Origin of the sequence: Chakrabartyella piscis (assembly GCA_030067835.1) — a bacterium.
In the GTDB taxonomy this organism is placed as follows: domain Bacteria; phylum Bacillota; class Clostridia; order Lachnospirales; family Anaerotignaceae; genus Chakrabartyella; species Chakrabartyella piscis.
In genome coordinates this window covers 1,934,910-1,948,046 of the sequence record CP092441.1, presented here as the reverse complement: position 1 = coordinate 1,948,046, position 13,137 = coordinate 1,934,910, and the positions used below count along the sequence as shown (strand labels likewise).

The 13,137-nt window shown below is 38.4% G+C and carries 14 protein-coding genes and 1 riboswitch; of the genes, 12 read left to right on the top strand and 2 right to left on the bottom strand.

Going from position 1 to position 13,137, the window contains the following annotated elements; all coding sequences use genetic code 11:
* Positions 1 to 24 precede the first annotated feature (24 nt).
* The 7 genes from MJY40_RS08775 (at position 25) to MJY40_RS08745 (ending at position 7,894) form a co-directional block, all read left to right on the top strand.
* Positions 25 to 1,581 (top strand): ABC-F family ATP-binding cassette domain-containing protein, encoded by a 1,557-nt coding sequence (locus MJY40_RS08775; protein WP_317853868.1) that lies wholly within the window; start codon positions 25 to 27, stop codon positions 1,579 to 1,581.
* Positions 1,582 to 1,711: 130 nt separating this feature from the next.
* Positions 1,712 to 2,428, top strand: a complete 717-nt coding sequence (locus tag MJY40_RS08770; protein WP_317853867.1) for a pseudouridine synthase — start codon at positions 1,712 to 1,714, stop codon at positions 2,426 to 2,428.
* 229 nt (positions 2,429 to 2,657) lie between these two features.
* The gene (locus MJY40_RS08765; RefSeq protein ID WP_317853866.1) at positions 2,658 to 3,314 is read left to right on the top strand and encodes a histidine phosphatase family protein; all 657 of its coding nucleotides are present in this window, start codon (positions 2,658 to 2,660) and stop codon (positions 3,312 to 3,314) included.
* Complete coding sequence (locus tag MJY40_RS08760; protein WP_317853865.1) at positions 3,307 to 4,545, top strand: BaiN/RdsA family NAD(P)/FAD-dependent oxidoreductase; 1,239 nt, start codon at positions 3,307 to 3,309, stop codon at positions 4,543 to 4,545. Before MJY40_RS08765 ends, MJY40_RS08760 begins: the two co-directional genes overlap by 8 nt.
* A 103-nt stretch (positions 4,546 to 4,648) precedes the next feature.
* Positions 4,649 to 5,326 carry a (d)CMP kinase gene (cmk, locus tag MJY40_RS08755; RefSeq protein ID WP_317853864.1) on the top strand — a complete coding sequence of 226 codons (678 nt, stop codon included), beginning with the start codon at positions 4,649 to 4,651 and terminating at the stop codon, positions 5,324 to 5,326.
* Position 5,327: 1 nt separating this feature from the next.
* The gene (locus MJY40_RS08750) at positions 5,328 to 5,912 is read left to right on the top strand and encodes a lysophospholipid acyltransferase family protein (protein ID WP_317853863.1); all 585 of its coding nucleotides are present in this window, start codon (positions 5,328 to 5,330) and stop codon (positions 5,910 to 5,912) included.
* On the top strand, positions 5,912 to 7,894 hold the full coding sequence (locus MJY40_RS08745) for a bifunctional 4-hydroxy-3-methylbut-2-enyl diphosphate reductase/30S ribosomal protein S1 (RefSeq protein ID WP_317853862.1): 1,983 nt from the start codon (positions 5,912 to 5,914) through the stop codon (positions 7,892 to 7,894). The genes MJY40_RS08750 and MJY40_RS08745 overlap by 1 nt, the downstream gene beginning before the upstream one ends.
* Before the next feature lie 89 nt (positions 7,895 to 7,983).
* Here the strand turns inward: MJY40_RS08745 and MJY40_RS15705 are convergent, their stop codons facing one another.
* Positions 7,984 to 8,250, bottom strand: coding sequence for a hypothetical protein (locus MJY40_RS15705; protein ID WP_465221462.1), 267 nt, complete (start codon positions 8,248 to 8,250; stop codon positions 7,984 to 7,986).
* Positions 8,251 to 8,321: 71 nt separating this feature from the next.
* A complete protein-coding gene (locus MJY40_RS08735; RefSeq protein ID WP_317853860.1) occupies positions 8,322 to 9,503 on the bottom strand; it encodes a putative polysaccharide biosynthesis protein in 1,182 nt (393 codons plus the stop codon).
* 247 nt (positions 9,504 to 9,750) lie between these two features.
* Positions 9,751 to 9,849: riboswitch (glycine riboswitch) on the top strand.
* A 169-nt stretch (positions 9,850 to 10,018) separates the two neighbouring features.
* Here MJY40_RS08735 and MJY40_RS08730 point away from each other — a divergent pair.
* From MJY40_RS08730 to MJY40_RS08710, 5 genes are all read left to right on the top strand, one after another.
* Complete coding sequence (locus MJY40_RS08730) at positions 10,019 to 11,347, top strand: APC family permease (protein ID WP_317853859.1); 1,329 nt, start codon at positions 10,019 to 10,021, stop codon at positions 11,345 to 11,347.
* A gap of 467 nt (positions 11,348 to 11,814) precedes the next feature.
* Complete coding sequence (locus tag MJY40_RS08725) at positions 11,815 to 12,273, top strand: Na+/H+ antiporter subunit E (RefSeq protein ID WP_317853858.1); 459 nt, start codon at positions 11,815 to 11,817, stop codon at positions 12,271 to 12,273.
* A 3-nt stretch (positions 12,274 to 12,276) separates the two neighbouring features.
* Complete coding sequence (locus MJY40_RS08720; protein ID WP_317853857.1) at positions 12,277 to 12,582, top strand: MrpF/PhaF family protein; 306 nt, start codon at positions 12,277 to 12,279, stop codon at positions 12,580 to 12,582.
* Positions 12,579 to 12,884 carry a cation:proton antiporter gene (locus MJY40_RS08715; protein ID WP_317853856.1) on the top strand — a complete coding sequence of 102 codons (306 nt, stop codon included), beginning with the start codon at positions 12,579 to 12,581 and terminating at the stop codon, positions 12,882 to 12,884. Before MJY40_RS08720 ends, MJY40_RS08715 begins: the two co-directional genes overlap by 4 nt.
* Positions 12,881 to 13,135 carry a hydrogenase subunit MbhD domain-containing protein gene (locus tag MJY40_RS08710; protein WP_317853855.1) on the top strand — a complete coding sequence of 85 codons (255 nt, stop codon included), beginning with the start codon at positions 12,881 to 12,883 and terminating at the stop codon, positions 13,133 to 13,135. The genes MJY40_RS08715 and MJY40_RS08710 overlap by 4 nt, the downstream gene beginning before the upstream one ends.
* Positions 13,136 to 13,137: the final 2 nt, after the last annotated feature.

Below are 13,137 nucleotides of genomic sequence, written 5' to 3'. Positions count from 1 at the left end.
AAGATTTTATATAGGAGTGTATCAATGAGTATTTTAAATGTACAAAATTTAACCCATGGTTTTGGCGATAGAGCCATCTTCAACAATGTTTCTTTCCGTTTGTTGAAAGGAGAGCATGTAGGCTTTGTGGGTGCCAATGGCGAAGGAAAATCCACATTCATGAACATCATCACAGGTTCTTTGATGCCAGATGAAGGCAAAATTGAATGGAGCAAAAATGTAGTGGTTGGCTACTTGGATCAACATACAGTTTTGGACAAAGGTATGACCATTCGTGATGTGTTGAAGTCTGCTTTTGCACCACTCTTTGCACTGGAAGAAAAAATGAACAAGATTTATGAAACCATGGGGGATGCAACTCCAGAGGGACTGGATAAAATGATGGAAGAATCTGGTGAAATCCAAGATATTTTGGATACTCATGATTTCTATATCATTGATTCCAAAGTAGAAGAAGTAGGACGTGCTTTGGGTTTGGAAGACATTGGTTTTGAACGTGATGTAACGGAGCTGAGTGGTGGTCAACGTACCAAGGTTTTGCTTGGGAAATTGCTTCTGGAAAAACCAGACATCCTTCTTTTGGATGAACCGACCAACTACTTGGATGAAGTCCATATCACATGGTTGAAACGCTATTTGCAAGAATACGAAAATGCATTTATCTTGATTTCCCATGACATTCCATTCCTCAATAGCGTAATCAACTTGATTTACCATGTGGAGAATTCTGAACTCAATCGTTATGTTGGGGATTATGATAAGTTCCAAGAAGTATATGCAATGAAAAAAGCACAACAAGAGTCAGCATACAAACGTCAACAACAAGAAATCGATGAATTGAAAGACTTTGTGGCAAGAAACAAAGCCCGTGTTTCCACAAGAAATATGGCGATGTCCCGTCAAAAGAAATTGGATAAAATGGATGTTATCGAATTGGCAAAAGACAAACCAAAACCAGAATTCAATTTCAAAGAAGCAAGAGCTGCGTCTAGGTATATCTTCCAAACCAAAGATTTGGTCATTGGATATGATGCACCGCTTTCCAAACCACTGAATTTGGAAATGGAACGTGGTCAAAAGATTGCGTTAACTGGTGCCAATGGTATCGGTAAAACAACCCTTTTGCGTAGCATTTTAGGAGAAATCAAACCATTTGCTGGCGAAACAGAGTTGGGTGATTACCTTTATACAGGATACTTTGAGCAAGAAGTGGAATATGGAAACAACACCTCTTGTATTGATGAAATTTGGAAAGAATTCCCTGTCTACACACAATATGAAGTACGTAGTGCATTGGCAAAATGTGGCTTGACCAACAAACATATCGAAAGTATGGTCAAAGTTTTGAGTGGTGGAGAACAAGCAAAGGTTCGTCTTTGTAAGCTCATCAATGTGGAAACCAATGTTTTGATTTTGGATGAACCGACAAACCATTTGGATGTGGATGCAAAGGATGAATTGAAACGTGCTTTAAAAGCATATAAAGGTAGCATCCTTTTGGTATGCCATGAACCAGAATTCTATACGGATATCGTAACAGACACATGGAATTGCGAAAGCTGGACAACCAAACAAATTTAAGGCAATACCGCATATCTCTAATTGCAAAATTTACGAGTAAATTTTGCAATTAGAGCATGGAGGTATTACCTTAGAAGATGGTCAGGTGGGTCGTGTGCAAGAAATTCTTGCGTAAATATGGAGGAACAATATGGAAGAAAGATTACAGAAATATTTGGCAGAAGCAGGTGTTGCTTCTAGGAGAAAATCAGAAGAATTGATTGCAGCTGGCTTGGTGAAAGTCAATGGCAAAATTGTAACGGAACTTGGTACAAAGGTAGACCCAAAGAAAGATGAAGTTGTTTATCGTGGACAAGTCATCAGCAAAAAAGAAGTGGAAATGGTATACATTATGTTGCACAAACCAGAAGGCTATGTGACAACAGCAAAAGAACAATTTGGCAGACCTAGCGTTATGGATTTGGTGCGTGATGTGAAAGAGCGTATCTTCCCTGTAGGACGTTTGGATTATGAAACATCTGGCTTGTTGCTTCTCACAAATGATGGCGACTTGACCTATAAATTGACACATCCAAAACACGATGTGGATAAAACATACCACGCAAAAGTATATGGCACTCCTGATGATATGGATTTACAAATGTTCCGTAGAGGTGTGTTCATTGATGGTGTGCGTACTAAACCTGCAAAAATTCAAATCATTGAAAAAGGAGAGCGTCAATCCTTGGCAGAAATCAAAATCCATGAAGGTAAAAACCGTCAAGTGCGTAAAATGTGCGAAGCCATTTCACATCCAGTTGCACAATTGAAACGTGTGGCAACAGGTGATTTGGAATTGGGTGATTTGCCAAAAGGAAAATACCGTCATTTGACAGCAACAGAAGTAAAATACTTGAAAAAACTATAATGCAAAATGGGCAGAGCGACGAGGGCGTCGCTCCCTACAATATCTGAATCATAAATTTCATTGTAGGGGGTGGGTTTCCTATCCCGCACAAAGCGTAATCGAAATAAAACAATCGTAGGGGATGCTCTTGACCATACCGCAATACCTACAACCATAGAAAATCAATCGCATCAACGTGCAATCGTAGGGGCGGATAGTATCCGCCCGTAAATAAAAAGGATGGAAAACTATGAAACAAAAGAAAACAACATTATACCTCATTCGTCATGGTGCAACAGATTGGAACAAAGAAGGCAGATACCAAGGTTGTACCGATATCATGCTTTCAGAAGATGGTTTGGCACAAGTAGAAGCTATGGGAAAACGATTCCAATACCTTCCATTGGATGCCATCTACACATCACCATTGGGACGTGCAAAGCAAACAGCACAAGCCATTACAGATGTAACAGGCATTCCATATGAAATTTCAGAACCATTCAAAGAAATCAATTTTGGTGAATGGGAAGGTCACACCATCAAAGAACTGACAGAAAAATTTGGCGATTCCTACATAAACTTCTTCAAGGATCCATTCAACCATCCACTTCCAGGTGAAGGTTCTTTCCAAAATGCAGCAGATCGTGCTATGGTTGGATACCGTGAAATTTTAGAAAAGCACAAAGGTGAAAGCGTTGCCATTGTATCCCATGGTGGCTTGTTGCGTGTATTCTTGGTGGAATTGTTGCATATGAACATGGATATGTATCGTGGCACATGGTTGACCAATACCTCCATTACCACAGTGGAAATTGCAGAAGATGGCACAACTATTTTGATGACACTCAATGACAAAGCTCATTTGGAAATGGGCAATTTATGGCAAGATGGTGATAAAAATGGCTAAGATTATTGTAGTCGGTGGCGGTGCTGCCGGTATGCTTGCTGCTGGACGTGCTGCAAGTCGTGGACACGAAGTCCATTTATATGAAAAAAATAACCGCTTGGGTAAAAAAATCTTGATTACAGGCAAAGGTCGTTGTAATATTACAAACGATAGCGATGTAGAAGGTTTATTGGAAAATATCCCATGTAATCCATATTTTATGTATAGTGCTTTCTATCATTTGGATAGCTTCCAGATGCAAGAAATGCTGAAAGATTTGGGCTTGGAAATCAAAGTGGAACGTGGTAGACGTGTGTTTCCTGTTTCTGACAAAGCCATTGATGTGGTATTTGCTTTGGAACGATATATGATTCAAAACAAAGTGAAACAACATTTGGATACACCTGTTTCTGAAGTTTTGGTGGCAGATGGCAAAGCAGTTGGTGTCAAACTCAAAAAAGGAACCATTGTCGATGCAGATGGTGTCATTGTCTGTACAGGTGGCTTGTCCTATCCAGGCACAGGCTCCACAGGTGATGGCTATACCTTTGCAAAAGCAGTTGGGCATAAGGTAACAAAGCTATATCCTTCTTTGGTGCCACTGAAGGCATCAGAAGAGTGGTGTAGTGCTTTGATGGGGCTCAGTCTTAGAAATATTGAAATCAAAGTGAAAAATCCAAAGGGTAAAGTGGTGTTTTCTGAATTTGGCGAAATGCTATTCACCCATTATGGTGTATCTGGGCCTGTTATTTTGAGTGCCAGCAGACATATTTTGTATGATTTGCCAGCAGAACATAAACTTCTCATTGATTTGAAACCAGCAATGGATGAAAAGAAATTGGATACCCGTTTGTTGCGTGATTTTGAAAAATATGCAAACAAAGATTTCATCAATGCACTTGGTGATTTGTTGCCACAAAAACTCATTCCCGTTATGGTATATCTTTGTGACATTCCAGCAGATAAAAAGGTCAATTCCATCACAAAAGAAGAAAGAAAACGTTTGTTGACTTTGATGAAAGCACTGCCATTGACCATCACAGGCACAGCTGGATACAACGAAGCAGTGGTCACAGCAGGTGGGATTTGCGTAGATGAAATCGATCCATCCACAATGGAAAGTAAATTTGTGAAAAACTTGCATTTCGCTGGAGAAGTCTTGGATGTGGATGCTTATACAGGTGGATTCAACTTGCAAATTGCATTCTCCACAGGCTATACAGCAGGTGAACAGATTTTAAGTGATTTATAAATTCCAATCATATGGAATATGCGAATAACTGTAGGGTACAGTCTTGACTGTACCGCAATCAATAATTTGAAAACTACGGATCTGAAGAATAGGAGCGGTTCTTATGAAAAAAATTGCAATAGCCATAGATGGACCAGCAGGTTCTGGTAAAAGTACCATTGCAAAAACCATAGCCAAAGAACTCAGTATCATTTATGTGGATACAGGTGCTATGTATCGAGCAGTTGCCTACGATTGTTTGGCAAAAGAGGTATCTCTTGGGGATGAAGAAGCGGTGGTTGCTGTTTTGGAGCAAATGGACTTGCAAATCAAGTTGGTGGATGGAGAACAAAGAATTTATCTATATGGTGTGGATGTAACCAAAGATATTCGTACACAAAAAGTGGGTCAAGGTGCTTCTGATGTAGCAAAAATCCAAAAGGTGCGTCAAACCCTTGGAGATATGCAACGAGATATGGCAAAAGAGCATTCTCTTGTGATGGATGGACGAGACATTGGAACTTGTATTCTTCCAGAAGCAGAGGTGAAAATCTATTTGGATGCCAAAGCAGAAAAAAGAGCAGAACGCAGAGTTGGCGAATTGATACAAAAAGGCGAAACACCCAATTTGGATGTGGTGCTACAAGAAGTGATTTTGCGTGACACAGAAGATATGAATCGCAAACACAACCCACTACGTCAAGCAGAAGATGCCATCTATGTGGACACCACAGATATGAATATTGAGGAAGCGGTTGCAGCAATTTTGCAAATCACAAAAGATAAGGTAGGGGGTATGTAATATGGTGATGTTTGCCATTGTAAAGTTTTTCGTAAAAATTTGGTATTTCATTATGTTTGATGTAACGGTTTTGGGTAGAGAAAATGTGCCAAAAGAAGGCAATGCAGTTATTTGTGCAAATCATTTTTCTGCATATGATCCACTTTCAGCAGCAATCTATTTGAAACGTTTGCCTAGATTTATGGCAAAAAAGGAATTGTTTGATAGTGGTCTTGGACGTTGGTTCTTTGGTAGCATCAAAGTGTTTCCTGTAGATCGTGAAGCAGTTATGGATATGAAAGCCTTCAAAATGGCACTGAATGTCCTAAAATCAGGTGAAATGCTTGGTATCTTTGCAGAAGGCACTCGTGTCAAAGAAGGTGAAGATAAAGAAGCAAAAGGTGGAGCTGCTTTGTTTGCACTCAAAGGCAATGCACCCATTATTCCAGTGGCAATTTCTGGCGAGTTCAAATTCAGATCCAAGGTGGTCATCGAATATGGTGAACCAATGGGCTTAGCGGCATATAGAGGTCAAAAAATTACAACAGATCTTTTGGCAGAAGCAACACAGGATGTTATGGAAAGAATTCAGGAGATGAGACGCTAATGGAACAAATTACCTTGGCAAAATCAGCAGGCTTTTGTTTTGGTGTGAAACGTGCCATAGAAATGGCATATGGGCAAATGGAAAAAGGTGAACTTACATATTCCTATGGGCCCCTGATTCACAACAAAGAAGTGACCAATGATTTGGCAGAAAAAGGACTTTCCATCATAGATAGTTTGGATGGGATTACATCTGGAACCATCTTGATACGTTCCCATGGTGTTGGGAAGTTTTTGTATGATAGCATTGCAGAAAAGAATCTGGGTATTGTGGATGGTACATGTCCTTTTGTGAAGAAAATTCATGACATTGTACAAGCACAATTTGACCTTGGTAAAACCATTTTATTGGTGGGTGATGGAAAACATCCAGAGGTCATTGGCATCAATGGTTGGTGTGCAGATGAAGCCATCATTGTAGGGTCAGTGGCAGAAGCACAATCTTTGGAATTGGATGAAACCAAAAAATATGCAGTTGTGGTACAAACCACATTTCGTCAAAATTTGTTCGATGAGATTATTTTGGCGATTCAAAAACAAGCGGTGGACTTGGAAGTATTCCAAACCATTTGCTCTGCAACAGAAAAAAGACAGGCAGAAGCAGCGGAATTATCACAAAAAGTTGATAAAATGATAGTCATAGGTGACAAAAAAAGTTCCAATACACAGAAATTGGTGGAGATTTGTCATAAAAATTGTAAAAAAACAATATATATTGAAACAATTTGCGATTTAGTGTTGAATAATTTCGAAAAGAGTGATATTATAGGAATAACGGCTGGTGCTTCAACTCCACCAGCGATAATTAAGGAGGTAGTTGTTACTATGGCAGATGCAGTAGAAAATGTAGAAATGTTGGAAGACGGTATGTCTTTCGCACAAATGTTGGAGGAATCCCTTGTTACTTTGCACACAGGTGATGTTGTGAAAGGTACAGTTATTCAAGTGGTTGGAGAAGAAATCTCCGTAAACCTTGGATACAAATCTGATGGTGTGATCCCTCGTGGCGAATTCAGTGGAGACACAACAGTGGTTCCAAGTGAAGTTGTTAAAGTTGGCGATGAAATCGAAGTTTTCGTTGTTCGTGTAAACGATGGCGATGGCAACGTACTTTTGTCCAGAAAACGCATTGAAGCACAAAAAGGTTTGGAAGAAATCGAAGTTGCTTACAATGAAAAAGCTGTTATCACAGGTCTTGTTACAGAAGTTGTAAAAGGCGGTTTGATTGCAGTTGTGAATGGCGTAAGAGTATTTATTCCATCTTCTCAAGTTTCCAACAGATTCATCGAAGATTTGAGCGTATTCAAAGGCCAAGAATTGGACTTCAATATCATCGAAATGGACAGAGTAAAACGTCGTTACATCGGTGGTAGAAAAGCATTGGTAGAAAAAGAAATCAGCGCTAAGAGAGCAGCATTGTTCGAAACAATCGAAGCTGGCGTAAAAGCAACTGGTACTGTAAGCAGATTGACTGACTTCGGTGCATTCGTTGACTTGGGCGGCGTTGATGGCTTGATTCATATTTCTGAAATGAGCTGGGGTAGAATCACAAACCCTAAAGAAGTGCTCAAAGAAGGTCAAACAGTTGAAGTATTCATTCTCAACGTTGACAAAGAAAAAGGCAAAATTAGCCTTTCCTTGAAAGACAGCGCTATGAACCCTTGGAAAATTGCAGTTGAAAAATATGCAGTTGGTACAATCGTTGAAGGTAAAGTAGTACGTATGGTACCTTTTGGTGCGTTTGTTGAATTGGAAGCAGGCGTTGATGGTTTGGTTCACATTTCCCAAATTGCTAACAAACACGTTGTGAAACCTGAAGATGAATTGAAGGTTGGCGAAGTGATTAGCGTTAAAGTTTTGGAAGTAAATGCAGACCAAAAGAAAATCAGCTTGTCCAAACGTCAAGCAGAAGCTCCTGAAGAAGAAGTTGCTGCTGAAGAAGCTCCTGTAGCAGAAGAAGTTGCTGTAACAGAAGAAGCATAAGATTCACACAAAGATTACACCTCATCATTTGATGGGGTGTTTTTTGCGTGTCAAATCAGTCGACATGCTAACTTGAAATCAGCATATTATTATTTTTTTGTTGGCAAAAACAGTGCAATATTTTCTTTGGAAAAACATCCCAGAAGGAATAAGAACAAAAGATACAAAATACCCATAGTGCCCAAAGATAGCAAAAACAAGGATTTGGAAGGTGTACCAATTTGGATGATATATCGCACAATCAAACCAGAAGCGGTTCCAGCCAACAAAGGTTTGCAAAAGCAATTTCCAATATGAGGATATGTACCAGTTCTTGCATAGAGCTTGCAAATGGTTGCAGTCAAGGAAAATGCCATTGCAATACCCCAAGACCATAAGAAGGCTTGTATGCCATAGGTGGGCATGAAAAACCAAATACCAGCAATGGTCAAAAGGGACAAAAGCAAATTGTTGCAAAACAGGAAGGTTTGCTCACCCAAACCATTGAGTAAGCCCTGTGATGTAATCTGACCATATAAAAAGGGCATAAAAAAGCAAATGGCAACAACAGATTACCCAAATCTTGGCGACTGTACACCAAATAGCAAATTTCTTTTGGATACACAGCAAACAATGCAGCAGATCCAATGCCAATGATGAAGGTAAATAAGAAGGTAACAGACACTGTTTTTTGAATGCGTGTGGTATGTTGCACAGCAGATGCTTCTGAAAGTTCAGGCACAAGGGAAATGGATGCAGCCATCAAACATGCAGAAGGTAAGAAAATCAGTGGCAAAATCATACCGGTCAATTCACCATATTGACTGAGCGCTTCTGTGGTATTTTGACCAAATAATGCCAATTGTCTTGGAATCAAAATATTTTCTATTGTAGACAAAAGAGAAGATGCAATTCTTGTGGCAGACAAAGGCAAAGCCATTGCAACAATTGTTTTGTAGATGGCAATGGTTCGTTTGTTGGGTGTGGTCATATATTTCTTTCTTTTGGTATATTGATATGCAACAATGGCAAATACACAAGAGGTCATTTCCCCTAAAATCACACCAAGCACTGCCAAAGCACAGGCATATGTAAGCCCCATAGGCAAGAAGAAGGTCATAAAGCAATACACAACAGCAATGCGAATCACTTGCTCCAAAACTTGTGACAAAGCAGGAATCCATGTGTTTTGCAAACCTAGGAAATAGCCACGAATGCAAGAACCAATTGCCATAAAAGGCACTGCAAATGCAAGAAGTTGCAATGATAAGATGGTGCGTTCTTCTTTCAAAACCAAAAGTGCAATTTCTTCTGCATAAAAAAAGAAAATGAAAGCAACCACAAAACTCAAACCAAGTGCTAAGGATATGGCTTGCTTCACCAATTTATGGATATTGCCCGTTTGTCCATGTATGTTTTCTTTTGCAGTCAAATGGGAAATGGAGGTGGTCAAACCAGCAGAAGTAATGCTCCAAGCCAAAAGATACAAAGGAAATACCAATTGATATAGACCCATACCTTCAGCACCAATGGTATTGGACATGAACACACGATAAAAGAATCCCATAAATTTGGTCAATAAATTGGCAATGGTTAAAATTAAGGTGCCAACAACAAGACGATTGTACATACGATCACCCATTTCTATGTATTACTTTAGTCTATGTGATACATAGAAATACATGACAAAGGCATATAATTGGCAAAAATATGCAATTTGTATAGAAAATTAAGAATTATGTAATAATTAGTAAGAAATTTTATATAGTTCTTCTGATGGACAAATGTATTTGTAGTATATTTGTATATTTTAAAGAAAAAATTGTTGACAAAATATAACGAATCAGATATAATCATTTTAACAAAATATAGTTCGGATGATGTGTAAGGGAGATCTTGTCTAACAAGAACCGAAGAAGCAATTCAAAAAAGCGAATTTTGAAGAATCTTTCAGGTGCCGATACCTTATACTGACGAACCTCTGGAGAGAATTCAAGAGAATCGCCGTCGAAGTCATGCTTTCAGGCAAATATACAGAGGATACAGCACAATCGGGGTGGTGTATCTTTTTTTATTGGATTTTTTTGGTAATGATTCAGAAACAAAGAGCAACATGAAATGGCATTATACTAAAGGAGGATTATTATGAGTAACAACAATCAAGAAATGAAAAAGAATTTAGGTCTTGCAACTGCTATGGCAACTGTTGTAGGATGTGTTATTGGTTCAGGCGTATTCTTCAAACCACAAGCAATTTACACTGCAACTGGCGGTGCACCTGGTTTGGGTATGTTGGCATGGTTGATCACGGGTTTGGTTTGTATTGCAGCTGCAATGACATTTGCAGAAGTTGCAATCATGATTCCAAAAACCGGTGGTATGGTTGTCTATTTGGAAGAAGCATTTGGTAAAAAAGTTGGTTTCTTGGCAGGTTGGATGCAAAGCGTTTTGTTCTATCCAGCTATGATTGCAGCATTGGCAGTTATTTTTGCAGAACAAGCATCTTTGTTTGTTGGCGAAGGCATGGCGTTACCTTTGGCAGTAGCAGCTATTGTTTTTGCGATGGTTCTCAATTGTTTGGGTTCTGCAGTTGGTGGTGCAGCACAAATTATCTTCACAATCTGTAAGTTGATTCCTTTGATTTTGTTGATGGTATTTGGTTTCATCAAAGGTTCTGGTGCAAATCCTATTTTCACACCTATGGTAGCAGAAGGTTTGAGTCCAGCAGTTGTTTTGGGTCAATTGATGATCGCAGTTTTGTTTGCATTTGAAGGTTGGACAAACGTTGGTGCAATCGCTGGTGAAATGAAAGATCCGGGAAAAGATTTGCCAATTGCCATCGTTGGTGGTGTATCCATGATTATGGCAGTATACTTTGTTATCAACTTGGCATATATTTGGGTTTTGCCAGCAGATCAATTGATGAACATGGCAGCACCAGCATCTGCAGTTGCAATTGCAATTTTTGGTGAAGTGGGTGGTAAATTCATTTCCATCGGTATTATGATTTCTGTATTGGGTGCAGCAAATGGATTTATTCTTTCTGGTTCTCGTGTAACATATTCTTTGGCAGCAGAAGGTACATTGCCTGCTAGCAAAACTTTGGCAAAACTCAATGGTACAGCAACTCCAATCAATTCTATCATTGCAATTGGATCTTTGGCAGCTGTTTATGCAGCAAGTGGTCAATTCAATCGCTTGACAGACTTGGCAGTATTTGCTTGTTGGATTTTCTATACTTTGACATTTATAGCAGTTATGCGTTTGCGTAAAACAATGCCAGATGTTGAAAGAAAATATAAAGTACCTTGCTATCCAGTCATTCCTATGATTGCAATTGTCAGTGGCATATATGTAGTCATCAATCAATTGTTCATGTCTGGTAGCACAACTCGTATATTGGCAATTGGCAGTATCATTTTGACATTGATTGGTTTGCCGATCTTCAATTATACTACTAAAAAAATGAAATAAAACTTTACGCTTGACCTTGGAGAAATCCAGGGTCTTTTCTATTTGTCTGAATTTGAAAAACCATATGTAAAACAGTACAGATACTTGCAAGATATGGACAAGTGTATTTTTTTGTGCACAATTACGAAAGAAATGGATTTCTATTGCATAATGAGAAAAAAAGTGAGTATTTGTATGAAAAATAGGTGTTTTACTCCCAATTTACATGGGATGGCAATACCGATAGGGTTTATGTGTGTTATTTGAATTTGTGTTAATTGATGATAATTTTGCATAAAATGGATAATAAATCCCATATGAAAAGTAGATTCATCATAAAAAAACACAATGAAATGTTATGAAATATTGAGGAGACCAGTATTTTTGCGTCAATTTGAATAGATGCTTGACATTCTGTATAAAACCTATCATAATAAGAATTGCATAAAATGGTATATTTTGCAGATTTAATAGAATGAGGTGAGGGAATGTACATAGGATTGTTGCTGTTTTGGATTATTTTACATGGAAGAATCACAGTGGAAATTATTGTCTTGGGTGTTTTGATTTGTTTGGGTTTGGATTGGTTTATGTGCAAATTCCTTGGATATAGCGTCAAAAAAGAAATATCTTGGATGAAAAAAATCCCTTTGTTTTTCCTTTATGGTGGAACACTGACCAAAGAAATCATCAAATCCAACTTGGCAGTTATAAAAATAATACTTTCACCGAAAATGGAAATAGAACCAACATTACATACATTTCAAACCAATCTCAAAACAGAAGAAGCTAGGGTTTTGTTGGCAAATTCCATCACTTTGACACCAGGAACCTATACAGTGCATTTGGAAGATGGTGTATATCTGATACATGCTTTGGACCCATCATTTGCTGATGGTGTAGAGGAGTCTGTGTTTGTGGATTTGTTGCGAAAGTTGGAGGGTTGATATATGAATACGCTCTTGGAAATTTGTATGATCGTACTGGGCATTTGTTTATGTCTCATTCTATATAAAGCCATCAAAATCAAACGATTTACAGATCGTATTATGTGTATCAATATGATTGGTACCATGACATCTGCAACGATTTGCATTCTTTCTGTGTATTTGTATGAATTTTCTTTGGTGGATGTGGCACTGGTGTTTTCTTTGCTCAGCTTTTTGGATGTTGTCATCATTTGCTATGTGGTGACATTGCATTTCAAAGGTGGCAATCAAAAAATTGAAGATATGAAAGAGGAGGTGCCTGAATGAGAGAAATTATAGCAGGTATTTTCATTTGTTTGGGTGTTATTGTATTTGTCATATCGGTGTTTGGCGTATTTCGTTTGCGATATATTTTGAACAAAATTCATAGTGCAGCTTTGGGTGATACCCTAGGGTTGGCTTTGATTGTAATTGGATTGATCGTGTTACAAACAGAGGCTTTGCAAATTTTAAAATTATTCTTTATTGTGCTATTCTTCTGGATTTCTGCACCAATTGCAACCCATATGATAGCAAAATTAGAGACACTGACCAATGAATCCTACGAAGAAAGGGTGAAAGATAAATGAGAGAAACCATTCAAGTGATTTTGATTGTCTTTTTGATATTGTCTGCAATTGGTGTGTCCGTTACAAAAAACTTGTTTATGGCGGTTATTGTGTTTATGGGATATAGTTCCATTATGGCGGTGATTTGGTTGCTTTTGGAAGCACCAGATTTGTCCATTACCCAAGCAGCAGTTGGTGTCGGTGTGGATAGTATTTTGTTCTTTTTGACTTTGAAAAAGATACATCAAATCAAAGGCACTGAGGAGGGTTAAGC

Coding starts and splice junctions, on each gene's coding strand:
- MJY40_RS08765 (WP_317853866.1), top strand. CDS start 2,658: ATGAAACAAAAGAAAACAACATTATACCTCATTCGTCATGGTGCAACA.
- MJY40_RS08730 (WP_317853859.1), top strand. CDS start 10,019: ATGAGTAACAACAATCAAGAAATGAAAAAGAATTTAGGTCTTGCAACT.
- MJY40_RS08745 (WP_317853862.1), top strand. CDS start 5,912: ATGGAACAAATTACCTTGGCAAAATCAGCAGGCTTTTGTTTTGGTGTG.
- MJY40_RS08725 (WP_317853858.1), top strand. CDS start 11,815: ATGTACATAGGATTGTTGCTGTTTTGGATTATTTTACATGGAAGAATC.
- cmk (WP_317853864.1), top strand. CDS start 4,649: ATGAAAAAAATTGCAATAGCCATAGATGGACCAGCAGGTTCTGGTAAA.
- MJY40_RS08775 (WP_317853868.1), top strand. CDS start 25: ATGAGTATTTTAAATGTACAAAATTTAACCCATGGTTTTGGCGATAGA.
- MJY40_RS08720 (WP_317853857.1), top strand. CDS start 12,277: ATGAATACGCTCTTGGAAATTTGTATGATCGTACTGGGCATTTGTTTA.
- MJY40_RS08735 (WP_317853860.1), bottom strand. CDS start 9,503: ATGTACAATCGTCTTGTTGTTGGCACCTTAATTTTAACCATTGCCAAT.
- MJY40_RS08750 (WP_317853863.1), top strand. CDS start 5,328: ATGGTGATGTTTGCCATTGTAAAGTTTTTCGTAAAAATTTGGTATTTC.
- MJY40_RS08715 (WP_317853856.1), top strand. CDS start 12,579: ATGAGAGAAATTATAGCAGGTATTTTCATTTGTTTGGGTGTTATTGTA.
- MJY40_RS15705 (WP_465221462.1), bottom strand. CDS start 8,250: ATGGCATTTTCCTTGACTGCAACCATTTGCAAGCTCTATGCAAGAACT.
- MJY40_RS08770 (WP_317853867.1), top strand. CDS start 1,712: ATGGAAGAAAGATTACAGAAATATTTGGCAGAAGCAGGTGTTGCTTCT.
- MJY40_RS08710 (WP_317853855.1), top strand. CDS start 12,881: ATGAGAGAAACCATTCAAGTGATTTTGATTGTCTTTTTGATATTGTCT.
- MJY40_RS08760 (WP_317853865.1), top strand. CDS start 3,307: ATGGCTAAGATTATTGTAGTCGGTGGCGGTGCTGCCGGTATGCTTGCT.